General features: G+C 65.9%; 9 protein-coding genes and 1 tRNA gene. 5 read left to right on the top strand and 5 right to left on the bottom strand.

The window, feature by feature from the left end:
* Positions 1-308 precede the first annotated feature (308 nt).
* The 3 genes from ACODTA_RS09175 (at position 309) to ACODTA_RS09185 (ending at position 5260) form a co-directional block, all read left to right on the top strand.
* On the top strand, positions 309-3020 hold the full coding sequence (locus ACODTA_RS09175) for an Rne/Rng family ribonuclease (RefSeq protein WP_489065603.1): 2712 nt from the start codon (positions 309-311) through the stop codon (positions 3018-3020).
* 96 nt (positions 3021-3116) lie between these two features.
* Positions 3117-4487: a M48 family metalloprotease gene (locus ACODTA_RS09180; protein ID WP_489065604.1), complete on the top strand. Its 1371-nt coding sequence runs from the start codon at positions 3117-3119 to the stop codon at positions 4485-4487.
* A gap of 56 nt (positions 4488-4543) precedes the next feature.
* Positions 4544-5260: a DsbA family protein gene (locus ACODTA_RS09185; protein WP_489065605.1), complete on the top strand. Its 717-nt coding sequence runs from the start codon at positions 4544-4546 to the stop codon at positions 5258-5260.
* A 141-nt stretch (positions 5261-5401) separates the two neighbouring features.
* On the opposite strand, the gene ACODTA_RS09190 is transcribed toward ACODTA_RS09185, so the two are convergent.
* Positions 5402-6067, bottom strand: coding sequence for an RlmE family RNA methyltransferase (locus ACODTA_RS09190; protein ID WP_489065606.1), 666 nt, complete (start codon positions 6065-6067; stop codon positions 5402-5404).
* Positions 6064-7095 (bottom strand): Ppx/GppA phosphatase family protein, encoded by a 1032-nt coding sequence (locus ACODTA_RS09195; protein ID WP_489065607.1) that lies wholly within the window; start codon positions 7093-7095, stop codon positions 6064-6066. The genes ACODTA_RS09190 and ACODTA_RS09195 overlap by 4 nt, the downstream gene beginning before the upstream one ends.
* Before the next feature lie 178 nt (positions 7096-7273).
* Between ACODTA_RS09195 and ACODTA_RS09200 the strand changes: the two genes are divergently transcribed.
* Positions 7274-7347, top strand: a tRNA-Gln gene (locus ACODTA_RS09200).
* A 394-nt stretch (positions 7348-7741) separates the two neighbouring features.
* Entirely contained in the window at positions 7742-11050 is a 3309-nt protein-coding gene (locus ACODTA_RS09205; protein ID WP_489065608.1) for a M10 family metallopeptidase C-terminal domain-containing protein, read from the top strand.
* A 17-nt stretch (positions 11051-11067) separates the two neighbouring features.
* On the opposite strand, the gene ACODTA_RS09210 is transcribed toward ACODTA_RS09205, so the two are convergent.
* From ACODTA_RS09210 to ACODTA_RS09220, 3 genes are all read right to left on the bottom strand, one after another.
* Positions 11068-12819, bottom strand: a complete 1752-nt coding sequence (locus tag ACODTA_RS09210; RefSeq protein ID WP_489065609.1) for a flotillin family protein — start codon at positions 12817-12819, stop codon at positions 11068-11070.
* Positions 12820-12823: 4 nt separating this feature from the next.
* On the bottom strand, positions 12824-13447 hold the full coding sequence (locus ACODTA_RS09215; protein ID WP_489065610.1) for a YqiJ family protein: 624 nt from the start codon (positions 13445-13447) through the stop codon (positions 12824-12826).
* A gap of 84 nt (positions 13448-13531) precedes the next feature.
* Positions 13532-14248, bottom strand: a complete 717-nt coding sequence (locus tag ACODTA_RS09220; protein WP_489065611.1) for a DUF2721 domain-containing protein — start codon at positions 14246-14248, stop codon at positions 13532-13534.

Consider the following 14248-nt stretch of genomic DNA (forward strand, 5'->3'; position numbering starts at 1 on the left):
GCTAGCGAAGTGTCGCCGGATGCGGGACAGGTTCCCCGCTGGCTTACGCATGTCGCTCGAAGGGGCGATATTAACAGGTTGACGCTGCATGAGGCATTTCTCCCCTGCTCCGCATTTCGCCGAAAGGATCGGCGATGCGTTGCCGCTGTGGGGGGTTCCGGTCCGACTGGCCGGACGTGTCGACGCAGCAGAGGCACATAATTTCATCACATCAACCCGGATGCCCGCGACAGACCGACCGGCATCCGCATTATTTGGCGCGCCGCGGCCCGAGCGGGACCGCACATGGCGCGCCCGGAGATTTTTCAATGACAACGCGCATGCTGATCGACGCGCGCCACCGGGAGGAAACCCGCGTGGCCGTCGTCAAGGGACACCGAATCGAGGAGTTTGATTTCGAATCCGCCGAGCACAAGCAGCTCAAGGGGAATATCTATCTCGCCAAGGTGACACGCGTCGAACCGTCGCTTCAGGCGGCGTTCGTCGATTATGGCGGCAATCGCCACGGGTTCCTCGCGTTCAGCGAGATTCATCCGGACTATTACCAGATTCCGAAGGAAGATCGCGAGGCGCTGCTTCGCGAGGAGGCCGAGCACGCCGCCGAGGAAGAGGCGCTGCGCGCCGCCCAGGCCGAGGAATATGACGACGATTATGACGGCGAGGGCGAGGATGGCTCTGGCGTCGAGGTCGTCGAGGCGATCGATCATGGCGACGAGGGCGACGGCGAAGCCGCCGATGGCGAAAGCGAAGGCGAGGCGCGTCCGCGCCGCCGTGGCAAGGCCATAGACGACGGCGCGGTGGAATCGCTTCGCCAGAAGCGCATGAACCTGCGCCGCCGCTACAAGATCCAGGACGTGATCCGGCGCCGCCAGGTGCTGCTCGTCCAGGTCGTGAAGGAAGAGCGCGGCAACAAGGGCGCGGCGCTGACCACCTATCTGAGCCTTGCCGGCCGCTATTGCGTGCTGATGCCCAACACGTCGCATGGTGGCGGCATCAGCCGCAAGATCTCCAATGCCGGGGATCGCAAGCGGCTGAAGACGATCATGGCGGAGCTGAAGCTGCCTTCGACCATGGGCTGCATCGTGCGCACCGCCGGCCTTCAGCGCACCAAGACCGAGATCAAGCGCGACTTCGACTATCTGGCGCGGCTGTGGGACGAGATCCGCGAAAAGACGCTGCAATCGACGGCGCCCGCGCTCGTCTATGGCGACAGCGACCTGATCAAGCGCGCGATTCGCGACATCTACAATCGCGATATCGAGGAAGTGATCATCGAGGGCGAGGAAGGGTACCGCGCCGCGAAGGACTTCATGAAGCTGCTGATGCCCAGCCATGCCCGGCGGGTGAAACCCTATTCGGACGCTGTGCCGCTGTTCCAGCGCAACGGCGTCGAGGATCAGCTTGCCGCGATGTATCATCCGACGGTGCAGCTCAAATCGGGTGGCTATCTGGTCATCAATCCGACCGAAGCCCTCGTCTCGATCGACATCAACTCGGGCCGCTCGACGCGCGAGCACGGCATCGAGCAGACCGCCGTCGCGACCAATCTGGAAGCGGCGCACGAGATCGCCCGCCAGCTCCGCCTGCGCGACATGGCGGGCCTGGTCGTGATCGATTTCATCGACATGGAGAACAACTCCAACATCCGTAAGGTCGAAAAGGCGATGAAGGCGGCGCTCGCGAACGATCGCGCGCGCATCCAGGTCGGCCGGATCAGCTCCTTCGGGCTGATGGAGATGAGCCGCCAGCGCCTGCGCACCGGCGTGCTTGAGGCGTCGACGCGCCAGTGTCCGCATTGCGAAGGCACGGGCCTTGTCCGCACCGCATCGTCGGCCGGCCTTTCCGCGCTGCGCATGCTGGAGGACGAGGCCGCGCGCGGGCGTGGCAGCAAGCTGACGCTGCGCGCCAGCCAGGAAGCCGCCGTCTATGTGCTCAACCGCAAGCGCGCCGAGCTCGCCGAGATCGAGGACCGCTATGGCGTGACGATCGACGTGCTGCCCGATGGCGAGGCGGAAGGCGCGCGCATGAGCGTCGAGGCCAGCGGCCCGCCGCCCGAGCATGCGCCGCGCTTCGCGCCGGTGGTGATCGAGGACGAGGACGACGATCTGCCGATCGAGGACGAGTTCGACGAGGAAGAGGAAGCCGAGGCCGAGGAGCGGCGGGAAAGTCGCGAGGAACGCGGTGACCGCGAAGGTGGCCGCCGTCGCCGCCGCCGCCGTGGCCGTCGTGGCCGTCGCGACGAGGAAGGCGAAAGCCATGATCGCGAGGCGGATGCCGCCGAGCGTCAGGACGAAGCCGGCGAGTCGGACGAGGAGAGCGAGAGCGAGAGCGATCAGGGCGCGGATGTCGATTCCGCGATCGAAAGCGATGATGGATCGGACGAAGGCGGCAAGCGTCGTCGTGGCCGTCGTGGTCGCCGTGGCGGCAAGCGTCGTCGCGAAGGCGGGCCGGTCGAGGCTGGTGATGCCGACGCCCAGGCCGAGGACGCCGACGCCGACCCGGCCGAAGCTCAGGCCGTCGAAGAAGTCGCTTCGGAACCGGCTCCCGAACCCGTGGCGGAAGCGCCGGCCGAAAAGCCGAAGCGGACGCGTCGCAAGAAGGCCGAGGTTCAGGTGGAGCCCGTTGCCGAAGCACCTGTCGTCGAGGTGGCTGTAGCCGAGGAGGCGCCCGCCGAGCCCGCTCCGGCAGAAGAGGCTGTGGACGCGCCCGCCGAGAAGCCGAAGCGCACCCGCAAGAAGGCGGCGCCGAAGGCGAAGGCCGCCGAGGTCGCGGAACCGGAAGCACCGGCGCCCGAACCGGTCGCCGAGACGCCCGTCGTCGAGACATCCGTCGAGGAAGTCGCGCCGGCGAAGCCCAAGCGGACGCGCAAAAAGGCTGCTGTCGCGGCTGAGGCGGCCGCGGCCGAAGCGGTCACGGCGGATGCCGTTCCCGCCGATGGCGATCAGCCGGTCGCGGCGAACGACGCGGGCGACGCGCCCCGGCGCGGCTGGTGGCAGCGGACGTTCGGCGGCCAGGAGTGATCCCGGCTGCGGAGCGCATGCGGACGCGCTGAGGCCGTGAGGCCGCGGCACATCTTCAGCGGGGGTTCAGCCGCCGGGGGCAAGGAAGGAATGGCCATGGCCAGCCCGTTTCGTTCCCCCGGCGCCGCCCTGCGCGCGGCGCTGGCGTTCCTCTTCTCCGCGATCCTGATCGCCCAGCCGGCGATGGCGCAGTCGATCCTGCGCGACGCGGAGACCGAAGCGGTCCTTCATGAGATGTCCGAGCCGCTGATCCGCGCGGCCGGCCTCGAACCCAAGAACGTCACCGTCGTGATGGTCGGCGATCCCAGCATCAACGCCTTCGTGGCGGGCGGCCAGATCGTCTACATGAATTCCGGCACGATCATGCAGGCGGACAACGCCAATGAAGTGCAGGGCGTGATCGCGCACGAGCTTGGCCACATCACCGGCGGGCATATTATCCGCTCGTCGGAGGGGATGAAGCAGGCCACGGGCATCACGCTGCTCAGCCTGCTCGCCGGCCTGGCGGCGGTCGCCGCAGGCGCGGGCGACGCCGGCATGGGCATCATGATGGCCGGCCAGCAGGCGGCGCTTGGCAAATTCCTCGCCTTCACCCGTACCCAGGAAGTGAGCGCGGATGCTGCAGGCGTCAAATATCTCGCTGGCGCCGGGATCAGCGGCAAGGGTTCGATCGCCTTCTTCAAGCGGATCCAGAATCTCGAATATCGGCTCAATATCCCGCAGGACGACAGCTATGGGCGCACCCACCCGCTGACCAGCGAGCGCCTGTCCGTCCTCGAACATCAATATCAGGCCTCGCCGGCCTGGAACAAGCCGACCGAGCCCGGGCTTGAGGCGCGTTTCCAGCGGATCAAGGCCAAGCTGCGCGGCTTCGCATGGGAATCGGCACAGACGCTGCGCGAATATCCCGAGACGAACAAGACCGACGCGGCACGCTATGCACGCGCCTATGCCTGGCATAAATCCGCTTATCCGGACAAGGCGATGGCGGAGGTGGACGCGCTGCTGACCAAGGCGCCGCACGATCCTTATTATCTGGAACTCAAGGGGCAGATCCTGCTCGAATCCGGCCGCCCGGCCGAGGCGATCCCGCCGCTGCGCGAGGCAGTGCAGGCGACGCGCGCGCAGCCGTTGATCGCCGCGCTGTTCGGTCACGCGCTGATCGCGACCGAGGATCCGAAGAATTTCGACGAGGCGCGCAGCGTGCTCAAGGCGGCGGTGACGCGGGACAACGACAATCCCTTCGCCTGGTATCAGCTTGGCGTGGTCTATGAGCGCGAAGGCGATGTTCCGCGCGCGCAACTCGCCACGGCCGAGCGCTACAATCTGCAGAACCGCCCCGAACTGGCCCTTCCCAATGCACGGCAGGCGATGCAGGGTATCAAGGAGGGCACGCCGGACTGGCTGCGCGCGCAGGATATCGCGATGGTTTCCGAAGCGGCGATGTCCAAGAAGAAAAAGCGCTGACGCCAGCGAGATCGAGTGAAGAGATGACCCAGATAGTTTCCAGGAGAAAGACCATAATGATCGGCATCGCCGCTTTTCTCGCGGGCGCCGCCGGCACCGCGCTCGCCACCGGCGCGCTCGGGACGCCGCAGGTGGGGGACGCGGAACGCGCGAAGATCGAGGCGGTGGTGCGCGACTATATCCTCGCGCATCCGGAGATCATTCCGGAAGCGATGGAGAAGCTTCAGCAGCGCGAGATCGGCAAGGTCGTCGATACCAATCGCAGCCGGATCGAAACGCCGTTCGCCAGCGCATGGGCGGGCAATGAGCGCGGCGACGCCACGCTCACCATCTTCTTCGACTATGCCTGTGGCTATTGCCGGGCGAGCCTGCCGGACATCGAGCGGCTGCTGAAGGAAGACAAGCAACTCAAGGTCGTCTTCCGCGAACTGCCGATCCTGAGCGAGACCAGCGACCTTGCCGCGCGTGCGAGCCTGGCCGCCGCCGCGCAGGGCAAGTTCAAGGCGTTCCACGACGCGCTCTACGCCGCCGGCCGGCCGACGGCGCAGACGATCGAGCGCGTCCAGAAGGAGGTTGGCATCGACGTGACCGCCGCGGCGAAGGTGCAGGCCTCGCCCGAGGCGCAGCGCGAGATCGAGGGCAATGTCCAGCTCGCGCGCGACCTGCGCTTCAGCGGCACGCCGAGCTGGGTGGTGGGCGACCAGATCCTGAATGGCGCGGTTGGTTACGACACGTTGAAGAAGGCGATCGCCGAGGCGCGCAAGAAGGGGTGACGCAAGCCGTCCCGATCCTGCTCTTTCATCGTCGTTTCAGTTCTTCGTCGCTCCAGCCCTTCGACGGGCTCAGGACAGCCCCGGCCTTTGGCGAGAGCTGGAGCGACGAAGAATGATGGATCCGGGATTGCCCGGAAACCCTCAATCCCGTCCCTTGAAGCCTTGAGCGATCACATACCATTCCGACGAGTCCTTGCGGCTCGCAGGCGGCTTGGCGTGCTTCACCGTCGTGAAATTCTGCTTGAGGATCGTCAGCAATTCACGATCGGTGCCGCCCGCGAACACTTTCGCGACAAAGGCGCCGCCGGGCTCCAGGATCTGGATCGCGAAATCGACCGCGGCTTCGACCAGGCCCATGGTCCGCAGGTGATCGGTCTGCGGGTGGCCGACGGTGTTGGCCGCCATGTCCGACAAGATCAGGTCCGCGCCGCCGCCCAATGCCTCTTCCAGCCGCGCGGGCGCGTCGTCGTGCATGAAATCCATCTGGAAGATGGTCACGCCGTCGATCGGATCGGTGGGCAGCAGGTCGATGCCGACGATTGCCGCGCGCGGCGTGGCCTTGCGCGCGACCTGGCTCCATCCGCCGGGCGCGATGCCCAGGTCCAGGATGCGCTTGGCGCCGCGCAGCAGCGCGAATTTCTCGTCAAGCTCGATCAGCTTGTACGCCGCCCGGCTGCGATAGCCCTCGGCGCGCGCGCGCTTGACATATGGGTCGTTGAGCTGGCGTTCCAGCCAGCGCGTCGATTGCGCCGTCCGTCCCTTGGATGTCTTGACGCGCTGGCGTCCGCCCGATCCGCCCCGGCTCATCGGTCGCGCGCCATCAACAAACGCAATATCCCTTCACGGATGCCGCGATCGGCGACACCCAGTCGCTCGGCGGGCCAGATATCGATAATCGCCTCCAGGATCGCGCAGCCCGCCACCACCAGGTCCGCGCGCTCGACGCCGATACAGGGCTGGCGCTGCCGTTCCTCGATCGACATGCGCGACAGGCTGGTGCTGATCTGCTGCATCGCCTGTGCCGGAACGATCAGCCCGTCGATCGCGCTGCGATCATAGGATGTCAGCCCCAGATGCAGGCTGGCGAGCGTGGTGACGGTGCCGCTGGTGCCGAGCAGCCGGATATCCTCCATGTCGTTCAGCGGCAGCCTTTCGGCGAAACGGGCGAAGCTGTCGCTCACGCGGCGCTTCATGCGGGCATAGGCGTCAAGCCGGGCTGCATCGCTGTCCTCGGTGACGGGTTCGCTCTCGGTCAGCGAGACGACGCCCCAGGGCGCGCTCAGCCAGTCGCGGATATGCGGATGGCCCTCGCGCGTGTCGATCAGCACAAGCTCGGTCGATCCGCCGCCGATGTCGAAGATCAGCGCCGGGCCGTCGCCGGGTTCGAGCAGCGCGTGGCAACCCATCACGGCCAGCCGCGCTTCCTCCTCCGCGCTGATGATGTCGAGCGCGATGCCGGTCTCGCGATAGACGCGGTCGATGAAGGCCTGTCCGTTCACCGCCTGGCGACAGGCCTCGGTCGCGACCGAGCGGGCGAGCGTGACGTGACGGCGTCTCAGCTTGTCCGCGCAGATGGTGAGGGCGGCGATCGCGCGCTCGATCGCCGCGTCGCTCAGCCGACCGGTCGCCGCCAGGCCTTCGCCCAGTCGCACGATTCGCGAGAATGCGTCGATCACCACGAAGCCGTCGCCTTCGGGCTTGGCGATCAGCAGCCGGCAATTGTTGGTGCCGAGATCGAGCGCGGCATATGCGCGTCGATGGGGCCACCGCGCGGACGCGGTACGCCTGGAGGCCGCAGGGCCCGCATGCGGGGCGGGCTGGTGCGGCAATGGCATGGAACGCTCCACCATGGCCGTCAAATCACTCTTATGTTCTCCGGAAAACGGGAATACCGCCCGGTACTTGAATGACAGACTAGGGACTGCCCGCGCGAACCGCAAGGCAGGCATCTGACAGATGGTGCACGAAGCCCCTTGACCCGGGCGCACCCCCCGCCTATTTCGCGCGCCTCGTTGCCCCGTCGTCTAAAGGTAAGACTACGGACTCTGACTCCGTCAATCGAGGTTCGAATCCTCGCGGGGCATCCAGATACCTTTCAAATTTCCGGCACCGCCAGGCTGGCGGCCCATGGGCGAGACAAGGCCTCGAGCGCATTGCACCGTCCGCTTCGAGCCGAAGAAAAGGCATCGGTGCCAGTGGCCCGGATCGAGGCTTCGCAAGCGGTTGAGGATCGTATCGCAAAGCTGTGGTCGCTCAAGGAGAGCGGGGCGTTGACCGAGACAGAATTCACAACGGCGAAACTGGAGTTGCTCGGTGCGGGGCCTGCTAAAATGATTCCGGCGTCGGGAGGTCCTGATTCCGGCGCATAGCCGCCCGGTCTGGGTATATGCCTAAAGTAGAGCCGCCCCGTCCGGGCGCGGTTGTCGATATACGGCGTCCTCGCTAGGACCGGACAAGAGGTTCGAGTCCGGGGGGATCTTCATGAGCACGACAGCGGAAAATTTCACGCCGGCGACCGACAATCCGTTCGTTCGCGCGCTCGCGGCGGGCGTTCGCTACAGCAATACCAGTCCGGTCACCTATTATATCGCGCCGAGTGATCATGACAATAATGGCGTGAACGATTGGGATCAGGACGGCGCCGGTGATGGACTGCGGGCAGCCGTCGCTTCATGGGCGAGCGTGATCAATCTCAGCTTCACCGAAGTGTTCTCGGCGTCCGAAGCGAACTGGGTGGAGCGTGTCCTCACGCCTTATTCCTTCGGTGCGACCGCCTATCATTATTATCCGAGCTCGTTCGTCGGCGTGTATGGCGGCGGCTATGATCTGCTGCCCAACAGCGATCGGGGGGACAGCCGCGTCGGCGGCGAGTATTTCCGCATCCTGCTGCACGAACTCGGGCATGGGCTGGGGCTTGATCATACCCATGATGGCGGCTCGGGCGACGTCTATTTCCCCGGCGCATCCGGACCGCAGGATCGCGGTTCCTTCGATCTGAACACCGATGCCTACAGCGTGATGTCCTATGTCGGCGATCATCAGTCGCGCTTCGGCCTCTCCTACTCGGTCGAGTGGGGCTATATCGGCGGGCCGATGGCGTTCGACATCGCTGCGGCGCAGGCGATCTACGGCGCCAACATGGCGACGGGCGCCGGCGACGATATCTACGACCTGCCGGCAACCAACGGCATCGGCACCTATTTCTGGTGCATCTGGGATGCCGGCGGCAACGATACCGTGCGGTATCAGGGGTCGGCTGCAAGCGTGATCGACCTGCGCGCCGCCACCTTGCAGGTGGCGCCGGGTGGTGGTGGCTATTTCTCTCAGGCGACCGGCATTATCGGCGGCTTTTCGATCGCCAATGGCGTCGTGATCGAGAATGCGATCGGCGGCAGCGGCGACGATCGGATCACCGGCAACCAGGTCGCCAATGTTATCGAGGGCGGTGACGGTGCGGACACGCTGATCGGCGGCGGAGGCGCCGACACGCTGCGTGGCGGCAATGGCGCGGACACCTTCCTGTTTCTTGCGACCGACGATTCGCCGCAGGCGGCGCCGGATCGTATCCTGGACTTCACGCCAGGCGTCGACACGATCGATCTGCGCCTGACGGGGGCGACAAGCTTTTCCGTTGCGGCCGAGAATGGTGCGACGCGGCTGAACGCGGTGACCGCGAACGGAGTTCTGTCGATCCTGGTCGATGGCGATTTCACGCTCGAACAGCTCCTGCCCGGCGCGACGCCGGCGATATTGGACGGCAGCAGCGGCAATGCGATCGGGGGCACGTCCGGTGCGGACATCATGTTCGGCATGGCGGGTGCGGACAGCATGCAGGGCGGTGACGGCGGGGATTTCATCGTCGGGGGCGAGGGATCCGACTCGCTCGAAGGCGGCGCCGGCGCGGACACCATTTATGGCGGTAACGGGACGGACGACCTGTTTGACGCGGACGACAACGATTTCATCTCGGGCGGCGATGGCGACGATCTGCTGTTCGGTGAACTCGGCAACGACACGCTGCTGGGCGGTGCGGGTGATGACGGGTTGTTCGGCGGATATGGCGACGACCGCCTCGATCCGGGGCCGGGCAAGGCGACTGTCGATGGCGGTGCCGGCATGGATACGCTGGCGCTGACGGATTGGGCGCCCGATTCCCATGAGGCCTGGCTGGTCCGGACCGACCAATATCATGGCGAGATCCTGCGCAATGGCGTTCCGCTGATCCAGTTCACGTCGATCGAGCGGTTCGATCTGGTCATGGGCAATGGCAATGATTTCTTCGTCGGTACGCTCGAAGGCGACAGCACGGTCCGTGCCGGCGCTGGAAACGACTTGCTCTACGGCATTTTCGGCGATGACCATTTCATGGGCGAGGCGGGCAACGATACGCTCGACGGCGGCTCGGGGGATGATTGGTTGGAGGGCGGTGACGGCGACGATGTGCTGATCGGCGGTTTCGGCAATGACAGCATCGATGGCGGCAGCGGTATCGACCGGGCCGAGTTTACCGAGGCCCTCGCGGATTGCGTGATCAGCTTCGACGGCGACGTCTGCGTTGTCGAGACGAAGAACCAGGGCGTCGATCGCCTGACCAATGTCGAAACCGCGATCTTCGCCGGCGTTTCGAAGACCATGGCGGAGCTTCGCGCACTGGCGGTGGACCGCACCGCGCCGACCCTGACCGCTATCAAGCCGGCCGATGCGGTGACGGGCGTCGTGGTCAACGCCAATATCGTCGCGACCTTCAGCGAGGCGATCGCGCGGGGCACCGGCACCATCGTCCTGCGCCGCGACGACGGCACGGTGGTCGAGACCTTCAACGTCGCGACGAGCGGGCGGATCGCGATTTCCGGATCGACGCTGATCGTCGATCCGACGCAGCGCCTTGCCGCCGGCACGCACTATACCGTCTCGATCGCGTCCGGCGCGCTCGTCGATATGTCGGGCAACGGCTATGCCGGGCTGACGGATTATGACTTCACGACCGAAGCGGCGGTGAAAACCAGCCGGTTGATCGCGCTGGGCAATTTCACGGGGAGCTGGGCGGCTAGCGACGGCGACATCTTCGGCACGAACGCCGGTTTCCAGGACATCACCATTCTCGATCGGCCGGGCGCGGTGCGGCTGGATGGATCCTTTGGTTTTGGCGGCGACCTTGTCCGCCTGTCAGGCGACGCGGCCGACTATGTCGCCTCTTTGAGCGGCAATAACGCCATTCTGTCCGATGGTGATACGGAGATCCGCATTCCGATCGGCACGGCGGGAATCGCGTTGCTGTTCGAGGATGGATTGCGGACTCTCGTCTTCGTCGGCGGCGAGGTCCGCATCGGTGGACAGGCGATCGGCTCGGCATTGACCGTCCTGTCGGCGCCCGCCGAAGCGGGGGCATTGCCTTCGGCCGAGAGTTTCGCGTCGGGCCGGGTCGTGATCGGCCCCGAAGCGTCCGTGTCGGTTTCCGGCAATGTTCAGGTCTTCGGAACGAACGGTCATGAAACGGTCGAGGTTCTGAGCGGCAATGTCACGCTCGATACGTCGTTCAGCAAGGGGGGAGACACGGTCGTCTTCGACGAGGCCGCGACCGGATTCACCGCGCGTGTCTTTGGCAGCAATGTCATCCTGGTATCCGACGATCTCGAGCTGCGTGTCCCGATCAGTCTTGTCGGCACCTCGCTGCATTTCGCCGACGGCGATCGCACCTTGTCGTTCGATACCGCCGCATCGGCGGTCAAGATCGGCGACCAGGTGATCGGGACGACGCCCGTCCACCTGCTCGCCGACGCTTTCGCCTGATCGCCGCCGGGCGCCGCCTATTCGGCGGCGTCCTGGCTTTCCTCCTCGGTCCTGGCGGGCTTCGCCTTGCCGCGCGGCTTGCGGGCGGCTTCATCCGTCACGGCCGGGTAGTCGCCGCCGGCGGCACCCGCGACCAGACTGTCGAGCGAACTGCCGTCGAAGCCAAGCTCCTTCATCAGTCCGTCGATCACCGGGGCCTGGGCACGATAACGCAGCGCCGCCGCGACCGCGCTGTTGGCAAGATTGCGGTCGCCGCCCGAACCGTCGTCACTGGCGCCGCCCACGCCCGCCGAACCGCCCTTGCCGGTCAGTCCATCGACCTGGACGATCTTGATGCTGTCGATCGCCTCCATCGGCTTCGCCGCCTCGCGCACCACTTCGGGCAGCACCTTCAGCAGCGCGAGCTTGGTCTGGAGCGAGATCTGGTTGGATGACAGCAGGTTCGCCGCTTCGTTGACGGCGCGCTGGCCTGCGGCTTCCACCTCGAAGCGCACGCGCGCCGCCTCGGCCCGCAGCTTCTCCGCTTCCGCCTCGCCGCGGGCGGCCTCGCGAACCGCCTCGGCGCGGTCGGCCGCGGCCTGCTTCTCGGCATCGGCCTGAACCTTGATGCCGATCGCCTGGCGCTCGGCTTCCTTCGACGCCTCGATCAGCTCGATCTTCTTGGTGCGCTCGGCGATCTCGGATTCTCGCGCGGTCGACACCTGTTCCTCGGCGGCGACGGCGGCGGCGCGGGCCTTGTCGGCCTCCGCCCGCGCCTGGCTTTCCTCGCGGCTCTTGTTCTGCACAGCGATCTGCTGTTCCTGGCGGGCGAGTTCGATCGCCTGCTCCTGCGCGATCCGGGCTTGCTGCACGGCGCGATCCGCCTCGATCTGCGCGGAATCGGTCACCTGCTTGGCGGCGATACGCGCCTGATCGGCCTCGCGCTGGCGCTCGGCCTGCTGGCTGGCGACGACCGAGATCTGCTCGGCCCGGCGCATCTCGACCTCACGCTCTTGCTCCAGCCGCGCGAACTCTGTGTCGCGGCCGATCAGGAAGGACTGGCGCTGCGCCTCGAGATTCTTGGTCTCGATCTGGACGCGCGTATCCTGCTCGATGTCGTTGCGCGATTTCTTGCGCATCTCGATCTGCTCGGTGAGCTTGGTCAGGCCTTCGGCGTCGAAGGCGTTGTTGGCATTGAAATGCTCGATCGAGGTCTGGTCGAGACCGGTCAGCGACACCGATTCCAGCTCAAGCCCGTTCATCGCGAGATCGGCGGACGAAACCTGCTGCACCTTCTGCACGAAATCGCTGCGCTGTTCGTGAAGCTGGTTCATCGTCATGCCCGCCGCGACCGAGCGCAGCGCATCGACGAACTTGCCTTCGACCAGCTCCTTCAGCGCTTCCGGGTTCATCGTGCGCAGGCCGAGCGTCTGTGCCGCGACCGCGATCGATCCGGCATCGGGGCGGACGCGGACGTAGAATTCGGCCTTCACGTCGATCCGCAGACGGTCGAGCGTGATGAGCGCATCGGCATTCTTGCGTTCCACCGCCAGCCGGACGGTGTTCATGTTCACAGGCATGGTCTCGTGGAAGACGGGCAGCACCAGCGCGCCGCCGTTCATCACCACCTTCTCGCCGCCGAAGCCGGTGCGGACGAACGCGATCTCCTTCGATGCGCGCTTGTAGAGCCGGGCGATGATGATGCCGAGCGTGATCAGCGCGACCAGGCCGATGCCCGCATAGATGAGGATGGGAAGCATGCCGCTGCCGCTTTCGACGATCTCGTTCATGGGGTCAGGGATCCAGTTGTGGGAGGTGGGTACGACCCGCGCTGATCGCGCGGAAAACATGGTCCTCGCGGCGGACGAGGATGATGTCCTCGCCCTCCGCGAAGCTTTGTCCGGCATTGTCGGGCTCAGCCATCACATAATGGGCCTGGCCGTGCTGGTCGAAAACGCGCGCGCGCGCCGGCGAGCCCCGCGCCGCGCGCCCGGTCACGATCACGGCGCTGCGGCCGACCAGGCTTTCGAGCGGAACCGCCGTGGTTTCGTCATGCGGCAGGATGCGTGCGATCGGGCGAGAGAGCAGGCCCGTCGCCGGCAGCGCCGCGACCGCTGCGGCGATCCCCGCCAGCCATGGCGACAATGTCTCGTCGGTCAGCGACACCGCGAGCTGCTGGAGCGACAGGCCGATCACGCCGAACATGCAGAGGAAGACGACCAGCAGCATCAGCAGCGGCAGCCGGCCGACACCCAGCCAGCCCAGCAGGTCGCCGTCCAGATCGGCGTGCGAGTCGAGATCGACCGCGCTGCCGCCCAGGCCGATCGCCTCGACGACGCCGATCAGAACCATCAGGACGAGTGCGGAGGTGAAGACGACATTGTCGCCTGCAAGCATGAACGCCAACGCCGAAGTCATCACGTCTCCCTGTTCAGGCGAGACTAGAACGCGGATGACCGATTCTCAAAACGAAACCGGACATGGGCCTGTATCATGCGCCCGTCAGTCCCGCATTCCTTCGGGGTCGCGATATTTGAGCTCCAGGAACTTGCCCTGCGTCGCCAATGAATCGAGATCGCCGGCCGCGATATTGCGGGTCATCTCGGCGATCTCCTCGTCGATCAGCTTCAGCCCCTCGGTCAATTGCTGGTCCGGGGTCTGGCCGTTCGACTGGCGTTCGCGGCGCAGCGTTTCGGGCACGCGCTTATAGCCGTTGACGAGATCGGGCAGATGCTCGGTCAGGATCTTGCGCACTTCTTGCGCGGCGGGTTCGCGCGGATCGAGCGTCTGGAGCTGCGGCCCCAGCGTCTCCAGCCGCAGCCCGATCTGGTCGAGCTGGTTGGCGGCGGGGGCGGGCAGGGCCTTGCGCTGGCTGGACAGCCAGACCTCGGTCTGCGCGGGCAGATATTTGAGGTCAGTATTGACCAGCGTTTCGGTGCTCGCCTCCGGATATTGCGGATAGATCAGCAGCAGCAGCGCAGCGGTGATGAACAGGCCCAGCGCGACCAGGAAGCCGCTGTCTCCGATCGGTCCCACGGCCAGCCCGAAGATCACCGACGCGATCAGGATCGCGCCGCCGGCCATGATGACGCGCCCGATCTTCTTGATCAGGAAGGCGCGCTTGCGCTGGCGTGCGCGATGGGCCAGCCGCTGCGCCTGAGGCGACAGGCGGTGGAGCAACTCGCTGGACCGCTCGATCTGGCGGTCGACATCGGTCAT

It is taken from the genome of Sphingomonas sp. FG14, from assembly GCF_057809675.1.

Bases quoted from the DNA above. Each gene is read 5' to 3' on its own strand.
- ACODTA_RS09210 (WP_489065609.1), bottom strand. From the start codon at position 12,819: ATGAACGAGATCGTCGAAAGCGGCAGCGGCATGCTTCCCATCCTCATC.
- ACODTA_RS09215 (WP_489065610.1), bottom strand. From the start codon at position 13,447: ATGACTTCGGCGTTGGCGTTCATGCTTGCAGGCGACAATGTCGTCTTC.
- ACODTA_RS09195 (WP_489065607.1), bottom strand. From the start codon at position 7,095: ATGCCATTGCCGCACCAGCCCGCCCCGCATGCGGGCCCTGCGGCCTCC.
- ACODTA_RS09180 (WP_489065604.1), top strand. From the start codon at position 3,117: ATGGCCAGCCCGTTTCGTTCCCCCGGCGCCGCCCTGCGCGCGGCGCTG.
- ACODTA_RS09220 (WP_489065611.1), bottom strand. From the start codon at position 14,248: ATGACCGATGTCGACCGCCAGATCGAGCGGTCCAGCGAGTTGCTCCAC.
- ACODTA_RS09205 (WP_489065608.1), top strand. From the start codon at position 7,742: ATGAGCACGACAGCGGAAAATTTCACGCCGGCGACCGACAATCCGTTC.
- ACODTA_RS09190 (WP_489065606.1), bottom strand. From the start codon at position 6,067: ATGAGCCGGGGCGGATCGGGCGGACGCCAGCGCGTCAAGACATCCAAG.
- ACODTA_RS09185 (WP_489065605.1), top strand. From the start codon at position 4,544: ATGATCGGCATCGCCGCTTTTCTCGCGGGCGCCGCCGGCACCGCGCTC.
- ACODTA_RS09175 (WP_489065603.1), top strand. From the start codon at position 309: ATGACAACGCGCATGCTGATCGACGCGCGCCACCGGGAGGAAACCCGC.